General features: G+C 65.6%; 10 protein-coding genes. 7 read left to right on the plus strand and 3 right to left on the minus strand.

The features are described from left to right. Positions 1-4 precede the first annotated feature (4 nt). Positions 5-895 (plus strand): heme o synthase, encoded by an 891-nt coding sequence (cyoE, locus tag ACYRGX_RS12225; RefSeq protein ID WP_473056682.1) that lies wholly within the window; start codon positions 5-7, stop codon positions 893-895. Between the two features lie 76 nt (positions 896-971). Here cyoE and ACYRGX_RS12230 read toward each other — a convergent pair whose 3' ends face one another. Then, on the minus strand, positions 972-1,331 hold the full coding sequence (locus ACYRGX_RS12230; RefSeq protein WP_473052746.1) for a hypothetical protein: 360 nt from the start codon (positions 1,329-1,331) through the stop codon (positions 972-974). Positions 1,332-1,498: 167 nt separating this feature from the next. On the opposite strand from ACYRGX_RS12230, the gene mprF reads away from it, so the two are divergent. Together mprF and ACYRGX_RS12240 are read left to right on the plus strand one after the other, a co-directional pair. After that, complete coding sequence (mprF, locus tag ACYRGX_RS12235) at positions 1,499-4,099, plus strand: bifunctional lysylphosphatidylglycerol flippase/synthetase MprF (RefSeq protein ID WP_473052747.1); 2,601 nt, start codon at positions 1,499-1,501, stop codon at positions 4,097-4,099. A gap of 8 nt (positions 4,100-4,107) precedes the next feature. Continuing rightward, positions 4,108-5,343: an AcvB/VirJ family lysyl-phosphatidylglycerol hydrolase gene (locus tag ACYRGX_RS12240; protein ID WP_473052748.1), complete on the plus strand. Its 1,236-nt coding sequence runs from the start codon at positions 4,108-4,110 to the stop codon at positions 5,341-5,343. Here the strand turns inward: ACYRGX_RS12240 and ACYRGX_RS12245 are convergent. Together ACYRGX_RS12245 and ACYRGX_RS12250 are read right to left on the minus strand one after the other, a co-directional pair. Next, complete coding sequence (locus tag ACYRGX_RS12245; RefSeq protein ID WP_473052749.1) at positions 5,340-8,579, minus strand: sensor domain-containing protein; 3,240 nt, start codon at positions 8,577-8,579, stop codon at positions 5,340-5,342. The genes ACYRGX_RS12240 and ACYRGX_RS12245 overlap by 4 nt on opposite strands. 64 nt (positions 8,580-8,643) lie before the next feature. Then, entirely contained in the window at positions 8,644-9,543 is a 900-nt protein-coding gene (locus ACYRGX_RS12250; protein ID WP_473052750.1) for a LysR family transcriptional regulator, read from the minus strand. Between the two features lie 164 nt (positions 9,544-9,707). On the opposite strand from ACYRGX_RS12250, the gene leuC reads away from it, so the two are divergent. Genes leuC through leuB form a run of 4 tightly spaced genes read left to right on the plus strand, consistent with a single transcriptional unit; the run spans position 9,708 to position 13,736 of the window. Then, positions 9,708-11,135: a 3-isopropylmalate dehydratase large subunit gene (leuC, locus tag ACYRGX_RS12255; protein ID WP_473052751.1), complete on the plus strand. Its 1,428-nt coding sequence runs from the start codon at positions 9,708-9,710 to the stop codon at positions 11,133-11,135. A gap of 14 nt (positions 11,136-11,149) precedes the next feature. Beyond that, positions 11,150-11,797 (plus strand): 3-isopropylmalate dehydratase small subunit, encoded by a 648-nt coding sequence (gene leuD / locus ACYRGX_RS12260; RefSeq protein ID WP_473052752.1) that lies wholly within the window; start codon positions 11,150-11,152, stop codon positions 11,795-11,797. A gap of 43 nt (positions 11,798-11,840) precedes the next feature. Further along, the gene (locus tag ACYRGX_RS12265; RefSeq protein ID WP_473052753.1) at positions 11,841-12,605 is read left to right on the plus strand and encodes a class I SAM-dependent methyltransferase; all 765 of its coding nucleotides are present in this window, start codon (positions 11,841-11,843) and stop codon (positions 12,603-12,605) included. A 51-nt stretch (positions 12,606-12,656) separates the two neighbouring features. Beyond that, positions 12,657-13,736 (plus strand): 3-isopropylmalate dehydrogenase, encoded by a 1,080-nt coding sequence (gene leuB / locus ACYRGX_RS12270; protein ID WP_473052754.1) that lies wholly within the window; start codon positions 12,657-12,659, stop codon positions 13,734-13,736. Positions 13,737-13,783: the final 47 nt, after the last annotated feature.

Here is a 13,783-nt window from a genome sequence, read left to right on the forward strand (position 1 = left end):
GTCGATCAAGCTCAAGCGCTACTTCGGCATCGCCAAGCCGGGAATCATCTTCGGCAACCTCATCGCGGTGGCTGGCGGGTTCTTCCTCGCCGCCAAGGGCAGCGTCGATCCGACGCTGCTGCTGGCCACGGTGTTCGGCTTGTCGCTGGTGGTCGCCTCGGGCTGCGTGTTCAACAACTGCATCGATCGTGACATCGACTGGCGCATGGAGCGTACCCGCAATCGCGAACTGGTCACCGGCGCCATCACCCTCAAGGCGGCGTTCGCCCACGGGGTGGTGCTCGGCGTTGCCGGTTTCGCGCTGCTGGCGGTCTACACCAATGCGGTGGCGACTGCCTGTGCGGCACTGGGCTTCATCGTCTATGTCGGCTTCTACAGCCTCTGGCTCAAGCGTCGCTCGGTCTACGGCACGCTGGTCGGCAGTCTTTCCGGGGCCATGCCGCCGGTGGTCGGCTACTGCGCCGCGAACGGCGGTTTCGATACCGGCGCGGCGGTGCTGCTGCTGATCTTCTGCCTGTGGCAGATGCCGCACTCCTATGCCATCGCCATCTTCCGCCTGGCGGACTATCGCGCGGCAGGGATCCCGGTGTTGCCGGTGAAGGAGGGCATCGAGAAGGCCAAGCGCCACATCGTTGCCTGGGTCGCGGCGTTCGGCCTGGCCACGCTGTTGCTGACGTTGACCGGCTTCGCCGGCTACGGCTACCTGGTGGTGGCGTTCCTGGTCAGTGCCTACTGGTTGTGGATCGCCGTGGCGGGTTATCGGGCGGAGGATGATCGCCTGTGGGCGCGGCGCCTGTTCGCGTTCTCGATCATCGCCATCTGCAGCCTGAGCCTGATGATGTCGATCGACTTCCAGTCGGTACCGCAGCAGCCCTTGCTGACCGCCGCCTACTGAGTCGACTCGCTCCTCAGAATGAGAAACGCCCCGTTGGGAAACCGGCGGGGCGTTTTTCATTGCGGTCCCTTTGTTTTCAGCGATGGCCGGTCAGCGCCTTGCCCATGTCCTGCCTGACCTGGTGGCGCCATTCACGGTCCCGGTCGCTGTCGATCAAGGCATTGGCGCGCGCCTGCTGACGTCCCGTCTCGAAGTCCAGGCAGTGCGCCTGGCCGTCATCCCAGCCCAGCGCATACTCGGGCTCTGCCAGATATCGTGGTACGTCCTTTCGATAGTGGTCCAGTGCGCCGGCCGCGGCGCGCCCGCTGGCGCAGCCGGCGTCATAGCCCTCGACGAACGCGGCGGGGTAGCCCTCGGCGAGCTGGCGTTGTGCGGTGCTCTCGCAGCCGGACAGCAGGGCAAGGGGGAGCAGGATGAGGAGGGATGCATTACGCATTTCAGATGGACTCTCGGAGGGTGTATGTAGTCTGCTGGTGCGTCTCTGAAAAATGCGTCAAGGCGATGTAAAACCGCTGTCTCGTTCAGCTAACGGCAGGTGTCGATCGGTGTGCGTTGAGCTAGTATGTACGTGCACCGGCTCCGGTGTTTCCTGAGTTATCCTGGATGTCCAATCCGCAAAGCGTTTCTTCCGCTGCACCCGCATCGCGGGTCGATCGTCTGTCGCTGCGTCGCCAGTTTCTGGGGGTTGGCGCGGCGCTGTTGTTCCTGTTTGCATTGTTCGCCTGTCGCCACCTGCTGGCCGAGTTGGACCCCGACGGATTGCGCGAAGCCTTGCTCGACTTGCCGCTCTCAAGGCTTGGCTGGGCGGCGCTGGCGGCGCTCGCCAGCTTCGTCGCGTTGATCGGCTACGAGTGGTCGGCGGTGCGCTTCGCCGGAGCCCGCATCCCGCCGAGCCGGTTGCTGCTAGGGGGCTTTTGCGCCTTCGCGATCGGTAACGCGGTGGGTCTTTCACTGCTTTCCGGCGGTTCGGTGCGCTATCGCCTGTACTCCCGCGAGGGGCTGGGGGCGCAACGCATCGCGCGTATCAGTCTGTTCGCGAGCCTGTCTCTGGGCTGCGCGCTGCCGCTGCTCTGTGCGCTGGCGGCGCTGTTCGACCTGCCGGATGCGGCCGCGGCGCTGAGGCTGGAGCCGGCGCTGATCGGCTTGCTGGCGTTGGCCGTATTGTTCTTCTACGGCGCCTTGGGCCTGGTCATCCTGCGGAATGGCGAGGCGTTGCCGGACGGACTGATTCGCGTGGATCTGGGGCGTTGGCGAGGGCGCTTGCCCGGCATGCGCTTGAGCCTGCTGCAACTGCTGTTGACCGCACTGGATGTGGCCGCCGCCGCCGCCGTGCTCTATCTCCTGCTTCCCGAGGCGCCGCCTTTCGGCAGCTTCCTGCTGGTCTATCTGTTGGCCCTGGCGGCCGGTGTGCTCAGCCATGTGCCTGGCGGTATCGGTGTTTTCGAGGCGGTCCTGCTGGCCGCGTTCGCCGGCCAGTTGGGCGCGGCCCCGCTGGCCGCGGCGCTGTTGCTGTATCGCTTGATCTACGTCGTCGCACCGTTTCTCTTCGCCTGCCTGTTGCTGCTGCTCGACGAGGCCCGTCGGCTGCTGCCGCTGGGGCGCCAGGCGCTGCATCTGGCGACCGGCATGGCCGCTCCGGTGCTGGCGCTGCTGGTGTTCGTCTCGGGCGTGGCGTTGCTGTTTTCCGGCGCGACGCCGGCCGTCGACACTCGCCTGCAGCACCTGAGCTTCCTGATTCCCCATCGCCTGATCGATATCTCGCACCTGGCGGCGAGCCTGGTCGGCGTGTTCTGCTTGTTGCTGGCACAGGGACTGCGCCGGCGCCTTTCGGCCGCCTGGCTGCTGACCCTGGTGCTGCTGCTGGCCGGTGCGCTGCTTTCGCTGCTCAAGGGCTTCGACTGGGAAGAGTCGGTGTTGCTGCTGATCACCGCCGTGCTGCTGGCGATGTTCCGCGAGGCCTTCTATCGGCCCAGCCGCTTGCTCGAATTGCGTGCCGGCGCCCCCGACGTACTGGTGGCTGCCTGCGTGCTGGCGGCAGCACTCTGGCTGACCTTCTTCTGCTACCAGGACGTGCCTTATCGGAACGAGCTCTGGTGGCAGTTCGCGGTCGACGCCGGTGCCCCTCGTGCCTTGCGGGCTGCGCTGGGCAGTGGACTGGTGCTGCTGGTATTGGGGCTGCTGCATCTGCTGCGTGCTTCCCCGGCGCCCATCGACCTGCCCGGCGCCGAACAACTGGAGCGCGCGGCGCAACTGGTGAAGGTGTCGACGCAGCCCGAGGGGGGCTTGGCGCTGTCCGGGGACAAGGCGCTGCTGTTCCATCCCGCTGGCGAGGGTTTCCTCATGTATGCCCGTCAGGGACGCAGCCTGGTGGCATTGTTCGATCCCGTGGGGCCCCCGGCGGTGCGGGCCGAACTGGTCTGGCAGTTCCGCGATCTCTGCGATCTGCATCGGGCGCGGCCGGTGTTCTACCAGGTCCGGGCACAGAACCTGCCGCTGTACATGGACGCCGGCCTTTCGGCGGTGAAGTTGGGCGAGGAGGCCAACATCGACCTGGCGAGCTTCGACCTGGAGAGCAAGGGCAAGAAGGACCTGCGCTACACCTGGAACCGCGGTCAGCGCGATGGCCTGCGGCTGGAGATCCACGAGCCCGGCAGCGTGCCGCTGCAAGCGCTGCGGGAGATCTCCGAGGCCTGGGTGCGCGGCAAGCCTGGGCGCGAGAAGGGTTTCTCCCTCGGGCGTTTCGACCCTGACTATCTGCGCCACTTCCGCATCGCCCTGGTGACCTGGGAGGAGCGCCCCGTGGCCTTCGCTAACCTGCTCGAGACCGAGCGGGCCGAGGTGGCCAGTCTCGACCTCATGCGCATGCATCCGGATGCGCCAAAATCGACCATGGAGTTCCTCATGCTGGGACTGATCCTGCACTTCAAGGCCGCTGGACTGGCGCGCTTTTCCCTCGGCATGGTGCCGCTTGCCGGCCTGCAACCTCGACGGGGCGCCCCGTTGGCCCAACGCCTGGGCGCACTGGTGTTTCGTCGCGGCGGGCGTTTCTACAATTTCCAGGGCTTGCGCCGCTTCAAGGACAAGTTCGAGCCGCAATGGGAGGCGCGCTACATGGCGGTGCCGGCCGGACTGGACCCGCTGCTGGCACTGGCTGACAGCGCTGCACTGATCGCCGGTGGTCTCGGTGGGTTGGTGAAGCGATGAGCCGCGTGATGAAGGGACTCGTGCTGCTGGCGACCTTGCTGGTGCTCGGCGCTGCAGTGTGGTGGTACCTCGCGCCGCATCCGGCACGACTGCAGCATCTGACCCTGGCCGATGGCCAGGCGGCGGCCTTGGCGGAAGCGTGGCGTCCGGGGCCGCTGCGTATTCTGTTGGTGAACCCGCAGGATACGCAGTTGGACGACCAGCAATTGCTTTCATTGGCTGACGGCTACGCCGCACGGGTACTGCAGGTGACGCCGCCGGCGGGCAGCGACTGCGCCGGCCAGGCCGAGTTGATTCAGGCGGCGAGCGCGCGGCTGGGTGGTCAGCCGGATGTCGTGGCGGGTATCGGCAAGGGCGGTAACCTGGCCTGGCGCTGGCTGGCCGGGCAGGGCTCGGACGCCGCCCGCGCGCTTTCGGTGGGTTTCGACGTGACCCAGTCCGATTGCTCCCAGGCGTTGCCCACGGCTGCGGCCCATGGGCAATGGCGTGCTGCCTGGAACGATAATCCCGGCGACGAGACGGGTCGCTTCACCCGCGCGATGAGCGGCGTGCAGACCACCATTGCGGACTATTCGACCGCGCTGCCCAGCCTGCTGTGGAACCAGCTGCATCTGCTGCTGGCCGGGCAGGGCGGACAGATGCCGACGATCGAGGTGCCGGCGTCCGGGAGCAACGACACCCTGGTTTTGTTCTACTCTGGCGACGGCGGTTGGCGCGACTTGGATCGGGACTCCTCGCTGGAAATGGCGCGCCGTGGGCAGCCGGTCATCGGCGTGGATACACTGCGCTACTTCTGGCAGCACAAGAGCGCCGAACAGGCCGCCAGCGATCTCTCTGCGCTACTGGCACAGGAGCGGGAAAAGGGCTTCCGGAACTTCGTGCTGGCGGGGTATTCGTTTGGAGCGGATGTCATGCCTGCGATATACAACCGCTTGCCCGCCGCCGACCAGCAGAGCGTTTCGGCACTGCTGCTGTTGGCGCTGGCGCGCAGTGGCAGTTTCGAGATCGAGGTACAGGGCTGGCTCGGCAAGGATGGCGCCGAAGCCGATACCGCGCCGGAACTGGCGCGTATCCCGGCAGCCAAGCTGTTCTGCGTATACGGCGCGGAAGAGGCCGCCGACAGCGGTTGCACACTTCCGCAGATGACCGGTGAGCGGCTGCAACTGGGCGGCGGGCATCATTTCGACGGCGACTACAAGGCGCTTGCCGGGCGCCTTCTCGACGCCATTGCCGCACGTCGCTAATTTCGCCGGGGGGCCAGGCCGCGTTGCTGCACCGGGCGGCGTAGTTGCTCGGTGAACTGCTCCAGCGCCACCGGGGGACTGAACAGATAGCCCTGGTACAGCTCGCATTCCTGACTACGCAGGAAGGCGAGTTGTTCGGCGTGCTCGACCCCTTCGGCCAATACCTGCAAGCCGAGGGTCTTGGCCATGGCGATGATGGCGCGGACGATTTCCACGTCGTTGGCGTCCTGGGGGATGTCCCGGACGAACGACTGGTCGATCTTCAGCATGTCCAGCGGCAGGCGCTTGAGGTAGGTCAGCGACGAGTAGCCGGTACCGAAGTCGTCCATCGCGAAGCTTAGCCCCAGGCGCTTGAGCCGGAGCATTTTGGCGATGGCGTCGTCGACGTTGTGGATGACCGTGCTCTCGGTGATTTCCAGCTTCAATAGGCGAGCGGGTAGCCCGCTGTCTGCCAGTCCCTGCTCGATGTACTCGATCAGCGCGGGGTCGCGGAACTGGCGCGGGCTGAGGTTCACGCAGAGCGTGAAGCGGTCCATGTCCAATACGCCCTCGTCGAGCAGGCGCCGGCAACTGCGGCAGGCCTCGCCGATCACCCAGCGGCCGACGTCCTGGATCAGGCCGCTTTCTTCGAGCACCTGGATGAAGTGCCCGGGTGCCTGCAGTCCAAGGTTCGGATGCTGCCAACGCAGCAGGGCTTCGGCACCGGTGATGCGCCCGTCGCACACCGCCACCTGCGGTTGGAAGTGCAGCACGAATTCGTTGCGCAGCAGCGCCTGGCGCAGCTCGCTCTCCATGCGCAGGCGTTCGCTGACGGCCTGCTGCATGGTGCTGCGGAACAGCTGGATGGTGTTACGTCCGGAGTCCTTGGCGCGGTAGAGCGCGATGTCCGCACGCTTGAGCAGGTCGGCAGGGGTTTCCCCATGATCCGGGATCAGCGCGATACCGATGCTCGGCGTGACCTGCAGAGGGTGGCCGTCGATCTGCATCGGCTCGGCGAGCAGTTCGCGCAACTGCTCGGCAATCTGCCGCGCCTGGTGGGTGACCTGCGAGCGCCTTCCGGGAAGCTCGCCGAGCAATACCACGAATTCATCGCCGCCCAGGCGGGCGACGGTGTCTTCCTTGCGCACCGAGGCCTCCAGGCGCGCGGTGATCAGCTTGAGTACCCGGTCGCCTACCGGATGCCCGAGCGAGTCGTTGATGTGCTTGAAGTGATCGAGATCGATGAACAGCAGCGCGCCGTGATGTCCCAGGCGCTTGAGCCGGGCGATCTGCTGCGACAAGCGGTCGAGCAGCAGGGTGCGGTTGGGCAGGCTGGTCAGGGCGTCGTGGTAGGCCAGATGCTGGATCTGCGCCTGGGCTTTCTTCAGTTCGCTGATGTCACGTGCGCTGACGATGATGCAGGCTCGGCCGTCGATGTCGAGTTGATCGGCGGAAAGCTCCAGCACGCGGATGTCACCGCTGGGATGACGCCCGGTGACTTCCATGCCGCGTACGCGGCCGTCGCGGCTCAGGCGGGCGAGCAGTTCGTCGCGCTGTTCGATGCGTTCCCAGAGGCCCAATTCGGTGGAGGTCTTGCCGATCACCTGTTCCGGGGGCAGTCCGCTGAGGCGGCAGAAGCCGTCGTTGACTTCTATATAGCAGCCGGTGCCCGCATCGGTGATGCTGATGGCGTCCGGGCTGGCATGGAAGGCCTTGGCGAACTTCTCCTGACTCAAGCGCAGGGCCGCTTCGGCCTGCTTGCGCGCGCTGATGTCGCGGAAGGTGACCAGTACGCAGCGGCGCTGCCCCAGGTTCAGGTGCCGGGTGGAGATCATGCAGACCAGCGAACGGCCACTGCGATCGAAAAAGGACAGTTCGAGGTTGGTCAGGTTCTCGCCGTTGTCGAAGGTGGCAGCGACGCGGGCGCGGGTTTCTTCGGGCAGCCAGAAGCTCAGTTGCGTGGGCGGAATGTCGAGGACCTGTTCGGCCTGCCAGCCGAACACCCGGGCGAAGCCATGGCTGACGTCGAGCAACTGCCCGCCGATGCAGTCGACCAGGCATTGCGGATCCGGGCTGGCCTGGAACAGGGTGAAGAATTTCTCCTCCGATGCCGCCAGTTGCTGCTCGCGCTGCATTCGCTCGCTGATGTCGGCGAGGATTCCGACCATGCGCAGTGGCTGGCCCTCATCGTCGCGATACAACCGCGCGGTATTTTCCAGGTAGCGCAGTTCGCCATTGCCCAGGCGCAGGCTGTAAATGTTCTGGTAGTGGCTGCCGCCGTTATCCAGCAGCATCCGGTAGGTTGCCCGCAGGTGGTCCGGGGCCTGCAGCAGCACCTTGCTGTAGAACTCGGCGAAATTGCCGTGATAGGCGACCTCGGCGAGACCGTGCAGCGCGGCGGCACGCGGTGAGCCATACAGTGAATCACTGGGGATGTGCCAGTCCCAGGTGCCCAGCGCGGCGGATTCCAGCGCCAGATCGAGGCGTTCTCGACTGCGTGCCAGCGCTTCTTCCTGGCGGCGCTGCAGAGTGATGTCGCGCATGGTCAGCACCAGGCAGCGCTCACCGTCGAGATCCACCGGCGTGGCATAGACCAGGGCGAGCATCGCCTGGCCGTCGCCCCGATACACCTGCATCTCGAAGCCTTGCAGCGAGCCGTGCTCGGTGAGCGCTTCGAGCATTCTGCGGCGTTCCTGTGGGCCGCCCCAGAGGCCCAGTTCGCTGGTGGTACGGCCGATCAACTGCGCGCGGCGATAGCCCACCTGATGCTCGAATACGGCGTTGACTTCGAGTACTTCGCCATCCCGGGCGCGGGTGATCGCCAGCGGGTCGGGGGTGTTGTGAAAGGCAGCCGCGAGCAGGTTCAGGTGGTACTGGTCGGAGCTGTCGTCGACACCCGATGAACGCTCCGGCAACGAGCGGCACAGGCCGCTCAGCGTCTGCCCGTCGTCGGCCTGCAGACGCAGCTCGAGCAGCATGCCGCGAGCGCGCAGGTGAGTGCTCGGGGCACCGCTGGCGAGTACCTGGAGGGCTTGTTGCAGCGCTGCATGAAGGGATGCGTCCTGATCGCAGAAAGGCTGCAGATACTTGAAGGCGGCTGGCGATGCGAGCAACTGGTCGGGATCGCGCTGCCAGCGCCAGAGGCCGATGCCACTGGCATCGAGTGCGGCGAGCAGAGCCCTGTCATCGTTCAGCGAAACGCTCGACGCGGCTTTTAGGAAGGCGGCGCGGGAGGAGGGGTACTGCACATCTGCCATGGACGAGACTTCTTCGATCGAGGCGGACGGCCAGGAGGCATTGTCGGTCGCCAGGTCCGCCAACTTAGCCTTGCCGGGTATCGCCTGGCAAGTCCGTTGCCTGTGCATCGAGCAGCCTCATGAACGCGCGCGCAGCGTTCGACAGGGTGCGCTCGCGATGCAGTACGTAACCCAGGGTGCGGCGTAGCTGCGGCTGCTCGATCGGCAGCCGTGCGACCTGAGCGTCCAGCATGCTGCGTGGCAGCACGCTCCAGGCCAGGCCGATGGAAACCATCATCTTGATGGTTTCCAGGTAGTTGGTGCTCATGCTGATGTTCGGCGTCAGGCCGCGGGCGTCGAAGGCTTCCTGGACGATGCGGCGAGTGAAGGTGTTCTGCCCTGGAAAAACCGCCGGTTCGCCGGCCAACTGCTCCAACTGCAAGGTGCGCTGGCGTGCCAGTGGGTGGTCGGCCGCGACCACGAAATCCAGCGGATCGTCCCACACCGGCATGGCCTGCAACGGTGCGGCGGTGTGGGGGGCGAGGGTGATGACCGCCAATTCGGTACGCGCCTGGAGAATTTCATCGTAGGCGGCTTCGGAGTCCATGAAGCGAATGTCCAGGGCCACTTGCGGATAGGCCTGGGTGAAGGCGCGCAATACCGGTGGCAGACGATGCAGGCCGATGTGGTGACTGGTGGCCAGGGTCAGGCGCCCGCCGATCTGACCGCCGAGGTTGGACAGCGCGCGACGCGTATCCTCGAGCTCCTGGCGAATGCGATGGGCGCGCGGCAGCAGAGCGTGTCCCGCATCGGTGAGGCCGACCTCGCGGCCGATGCGGTCGAACAGGCGCAGGTCGAGTTGCTGTTCGAGTGCGGCGATGCGCTTGCTCACCGCGGGCTGGGTCAAATGCAGGCGCTCGCCGGCACGGGAGAAGCTGCCGGTTTCGGCGACGGCAATGAACGCGGTGAGGTTGGCAAGATCCATCGTGCGAGCTCTGTGAGAAGGCCAGCTAGATATATCATTCCTCAGGGGAATCAAAGCAATGAAAAAGATGAATTGGAGTTATCTAGTGGCTTTTTCCTAGAATGAACCCATAAGCCATGCGGCTATAGGCCGTGGCATAGAAACAGCCTGATGAGGATTCTCCAATGGCCGGCAAGACGCTCTACGACAAGCTCTGGGACATGCACGAGGTGAAACGTCGCGACGACGGTTCCTCGCTGATCTACATCGACCGTCACATCCTCCACGAAGTGACCTCGCCCCAGGCCTTCGAGGGCCTGCGCCTGGCCGGCCGGCAGCCCTGGCGCATCGACGCCAACATCGCGACCCCGGACCACAACGTGCCGACCACCCGCGACGAGCGCCTCGGCGGCCTCGACGCCATCGCCGACGAAGTCTCGCGCATCCAGGTCAAGACCCTGGACGAGAACTGCGACGCCTTCGGCATCCTCGAATTCAAGATGAACGATGTGCGCCAGGGCATCGTCCACGTCATCGGCCCGGAGCAGGGCGCGACCCTGCCGGGGATGACCGTCGTCTGCGGTGACTCGCACACCTCCACCCACGGCGCCTTCGGTGCGCTGGCGCACGGCATCGGCACCTCGGAGGTCGAGCACGTGCTCGCGACCCAGTGCCTGGTGGCGAAGAAGATGAAGAACATGCAGGTGCGGGTGGAGGGCAAGCTGCCCTTCGGCGTCACCGCCAAGGACATCGTGCTCGCGGTGATCGGCAAGATCGGCACCGCCGGTGGCAACGGCCATGCGATGGAATTCGCCGGCAGCGCCATCCGCGAACTGTCGATGGAAGGCCGCATGACGCTGTGCAACATGTCCATCGAGGCCGGGGCGCGGGTCGGCATGGTCGCCGTCGACGCCACTACCATCGCCTACGTCGAGGGGCGTCCCTATGCGCCCAAGGGCGCCGACTGGGACGCCGCCGTGGCGGTGTGGAACGACCTGGTTTCCGACGCCGACGCGCATTTCGACACGATCATCGAATTGCGTGCCGAAGACATCAAGCCGCAGGTGAGCTGGGGCACCTCGCCGGAGATGGTCCTGGCCGTCGACCAGCGCGTGCCGGACCCGGCGGTCGAAAACGACCCGGTGAAGAAGGATTCCATCAGCCGCGCGCTGAAATACATGGGCCTGGCCGCCAACCAGGCGATCACCGATATCAAGCTGGACCGCGTGTTCATCGGCTCCTGCACCAACTCGCGCATCGAGGACCTGCGTGCCGCCGCCGAGGTGGCCAAGGGCCGCAAGGTGGCGGCCAACGTCAAGCAGGCGATGGTCGTGCCGGGCTCGGGTCTGGTGAAGCAGCAGGCCGAGGCGGAAGGGCTGGACAAGATCTTCCTCGAGGCGGGCTTCGAATGGCGTGAGCCGGGCTGCTCCATGTGTCTGGCGATGAACCCGGACAAGCTGGGCAGCGGCGAGCATTGCGCCTCGACCTCCAACCGCAACTTCGAAGGGCGCCAGGGCGCCGGTGGTCGCACCCACCTGGTGAGCCCGGCCATGGCCGCTGCCGCCGCGGTGGCCGGCCACTTCGTCGACGTTCGCGAACTGCTCCAGGCCTGAGAGAGGAATATCCGATGAAAGCCTTCACCCAGCACACCGGCCTGGTCTGCCCGCTCGACCGCGCCAACGTCGATACCGACCAGATCATTCCCAAGCAATTCCTCAAGTCGATCAAGCGCACCGGCTTCGGTCCGAACCTGTTCGACGAGTGGCGTTACCTGGACGTCGGCCAGCCGAACCAGGACTGCTCGACGCGTCCGGTCAATCACGAGTTCGTGCTCAACTTCCCGCGTTACCAGGGCGCCAGCGTACTGCTCGCCCGTGAGAACTTCGGCTGCGGTTCGTCCCGCGAGCATGCGCCCTGGGCGCTCGACGAGTATGGCTTCCGTACGGTGATCGCGCCGAGCTTCGCCGATATCTTCTTCAACAACAGCTTCAAGAACGGCTTGCTGCCCATCGTGCTGAAGGACGAGGAAGTCGACGAACTGTTCGAGCAGTGCGAGGCCACCGAGGGCTACAGCCTGACCGTCGACCTGGCGGCGCAGACCGTCACCCGCCCGGACGGCAAAAGCTATTCGTTCGAAGTCGACGCTTTCCGCAAGCACTGCCTGCTCAATGGCCTGGACGACATCGGCCTGACCCTGCAGGACGACGAGGCGATCAAGGCCTTCGAGGCTCGTCATCAGGCCGCGCAACCCTGGTTGTTCGGCGCCATCAAGTAATGCCCAGGCGGGCGGTCGCGTCCGCCCGCTTTTTGGAGTTCCCATGACCCAGCAAGTCCACACCTCGGTCGTCCAGCGCCAGTTCGGCGAGCAGGCCCAGGCCTATCTCTCCAGTGCCGTGCATGCCCAGGGCGCCGAATTCCAGCTGCTGCGCGAGCTGGTGGCCCAGCGCCCCGGCGCTCGCGTGCTGGATCTGGGCTGCGGCGCCGGGCACGTGGCCTTCCAGCTGGCGCCGGGGGCCGGCGAGGTGGTGGCATACGATCTCTCCGAGCAGATGCTCGCAGTGGTCGCGCAGAGCGCCGGGGAGCGCGGGCTGGACAACGTGCGCACGCAGCAGGGGGCGGCGGAACGCCTGCCGTTTGCCGACGGGGATTTCGATTTCGTCATCAGCCGGTATTCTGCGCACCACTGGAACGACCTGGGCGCCGCCTTGCGCGAAGTGCGGCGGGTGCTCAAGGTCGGTGGCGAGGCGGCCTTCGTCGATGTCGCCGCGCCCGGCCTGCCGCTGCTGGATACTCATCTGCAGGCGGTCGAGTTACTGCGTGATACCAGTCACGTGCGTGACTATTCGCCCGCCGAATGGTCGCGCCTGCTGGGGGAGGCCGGGCTGGCAGTGACCGCCAGTCATCGCCAGCGCCTGCGTCTGGAGTTCGCTTCCTGGATCGAGCGGATGCGTACGCCGGCGGTTTTGCGCGATGCCATTCGTGCGCTGCAGCAGGCCCAGGGCGATGAGGTGCGGGAATATTTCGAGATTGCCGCGGACGGCTCCTTCAGCACCGATGTGCTGGTGATCCGCGCACAACGTTGAATTTTTCGCCGCAGCCTGGCGCTGCGGCCTCTTGAACAAGGAACAGCAACGATGAGCAAGCAGATTCTGGTTCTTCCCGGCGACGGTATCGGCCCGGAAATCATGGCCGAAGCGGTCAAGGTGCTGAACCTGGCCAACGAGAAGTACAGCCTGGGCTTCGAACTGGTCGAGGATGTGATCGGTGGCGCCGCCATCGACAAGCACGGGGTGCCGCTGGCCGACGAGACCCTGGCGCGGGCCCGCGCCGCCGATGCGGTGCTGCTGGGCGCCGTGGGTGGGCCGAAGTGGGACAAGATCGAGCGCGACATTCGTCCCGAGCGCGGTCTGCTGAAAATCCGCTCGCAGTTGGGGCTGTTCGCCAACCTGCGTCCGGCGTTGCTTTACCCGCAACTGGCCGACGCCTCCAGCCTCAAGCCGGAAATCGTCGCCGGACTGGACATCCTCATCGTCCGTGAGCTCACCGGTGGCATCTACTTCGGAGCGCCGCGCGGTTCGGAGACCGTCGATGGCCAGCGTCGTGCCTACGACACGCTGCCCTACAGCGAAGGCGAGATCCGCCGTATCGCCAAGGTCGGCTTCGACATGGCGCGCCTGCGTGGTAAGAAGCTCTGCTCGGTGGACAAGGCTAACGTGCTGGCCTCCAGCCAGTTGTGGCGCGAAGTCGTGGAAGAAGTCGCTGCCGACTACCCGGACGTCGAGCTGTCGCACATGTACGTGGATAACGCCGCCATGCAGTTGGTCCGCGCACCCAAGCAGTTCGACGTGATCGTCACCGACAACATGTTCGGCGACATCCTCTCCGACGAAGCCTCGATGCTCACCGGCTCCATCGGCATGCTGCCGTCGGCCTCGCTGGACGCCAACAACAAGGGCATGTACGAACCCTGCCATGGTTCGGCGCCTGACATCGCCGGGCAGGGCGTCGCCAACCCGCTGGCGACCATCCTCTCGGTATCGATGATGCTGCGCTACAGCTTCGGCGAGACCGCCGCGGCCGAGGCCATCGAGCAGGCAGTGAGCCAGGTGCTCGACAGCGGCCTGCGTACCGGCGACATCTTCTCCGCCGGCTGTAACAAAGTCGGTACCCGCGAAATGGGCGATGCGGTAGTCGCGGCCCTGCGTAATCTGTAATCTGATGGGTCCGCCGGGTGGCGGTCCGTCCATTGATAGGTAGTAGC

It is taken from the genome of Pseudomonas sp. R4-15 (assembly GCF_055768815.1).

Coding starts and splice junctions, on each gene's coding strand:
- ACYRGX_RS12240 (WP_473052748.1), top strand. CDS start 4,108: ATGAAGGGACTCGTGCTGCTGGCGACCTTGCTGGTGCTCGGCGCTGCA.
- ACYRGX_RS12245 (WP_473052749.1), bottom strand. CDS start 8,579: ATGGCAGATGTGCAGTACCCCTCCTCCCGCGCCGCCTTCCTAAAAGCC.
- ACYRGX_RS12250 (WP_473052750.1), bottom strand. CDS start 9,543: ATGGATCTTGCCAACCTCACCGCGTTCATTGCCGTCGCCGAAACCGGC.
- ACYRGX_RS12265 (WP_473052753.1), top strand. CDS start 11,841: ATGACCCAGCAAGTCCACACCTCGGTCGTCCAGCGCCAGTTCGGCGAG.
- leuB (WP_473052754.1), top strand. CDS start 12,657: ATGAGCAAGCAGATTCTGGTTCTTCCCGGCGACGGTATCGGCCCGGAA.
- leuD (WP_473052752.1), top strand. CDS start 11,150: ATGAAAGCCTTCACCCAGCACACCGGCCTGGTCTGCCCGCTCGACCGC.
- mprF (WP_473052747.1), top strand. CDS start 1,499: ATGTCCAATCCGCAAAGCGTTTCTTCCGCTGCACCCGCATCGCGGGTC.
- ACYRGX_RS12230 (WP_473052746.1), bottom strand. CDS start 1,331: ATGCGTAATGCATCCCTCCTCATCCTGCTCCCCCTTGCCCTGCTGTCC.
- leuC (WP_473052751.1), top strand. CDS start 9,708: ATGGCCGGCAAGACGCTCTACGACAAGCTCTGGGACATGCACGAGGTG.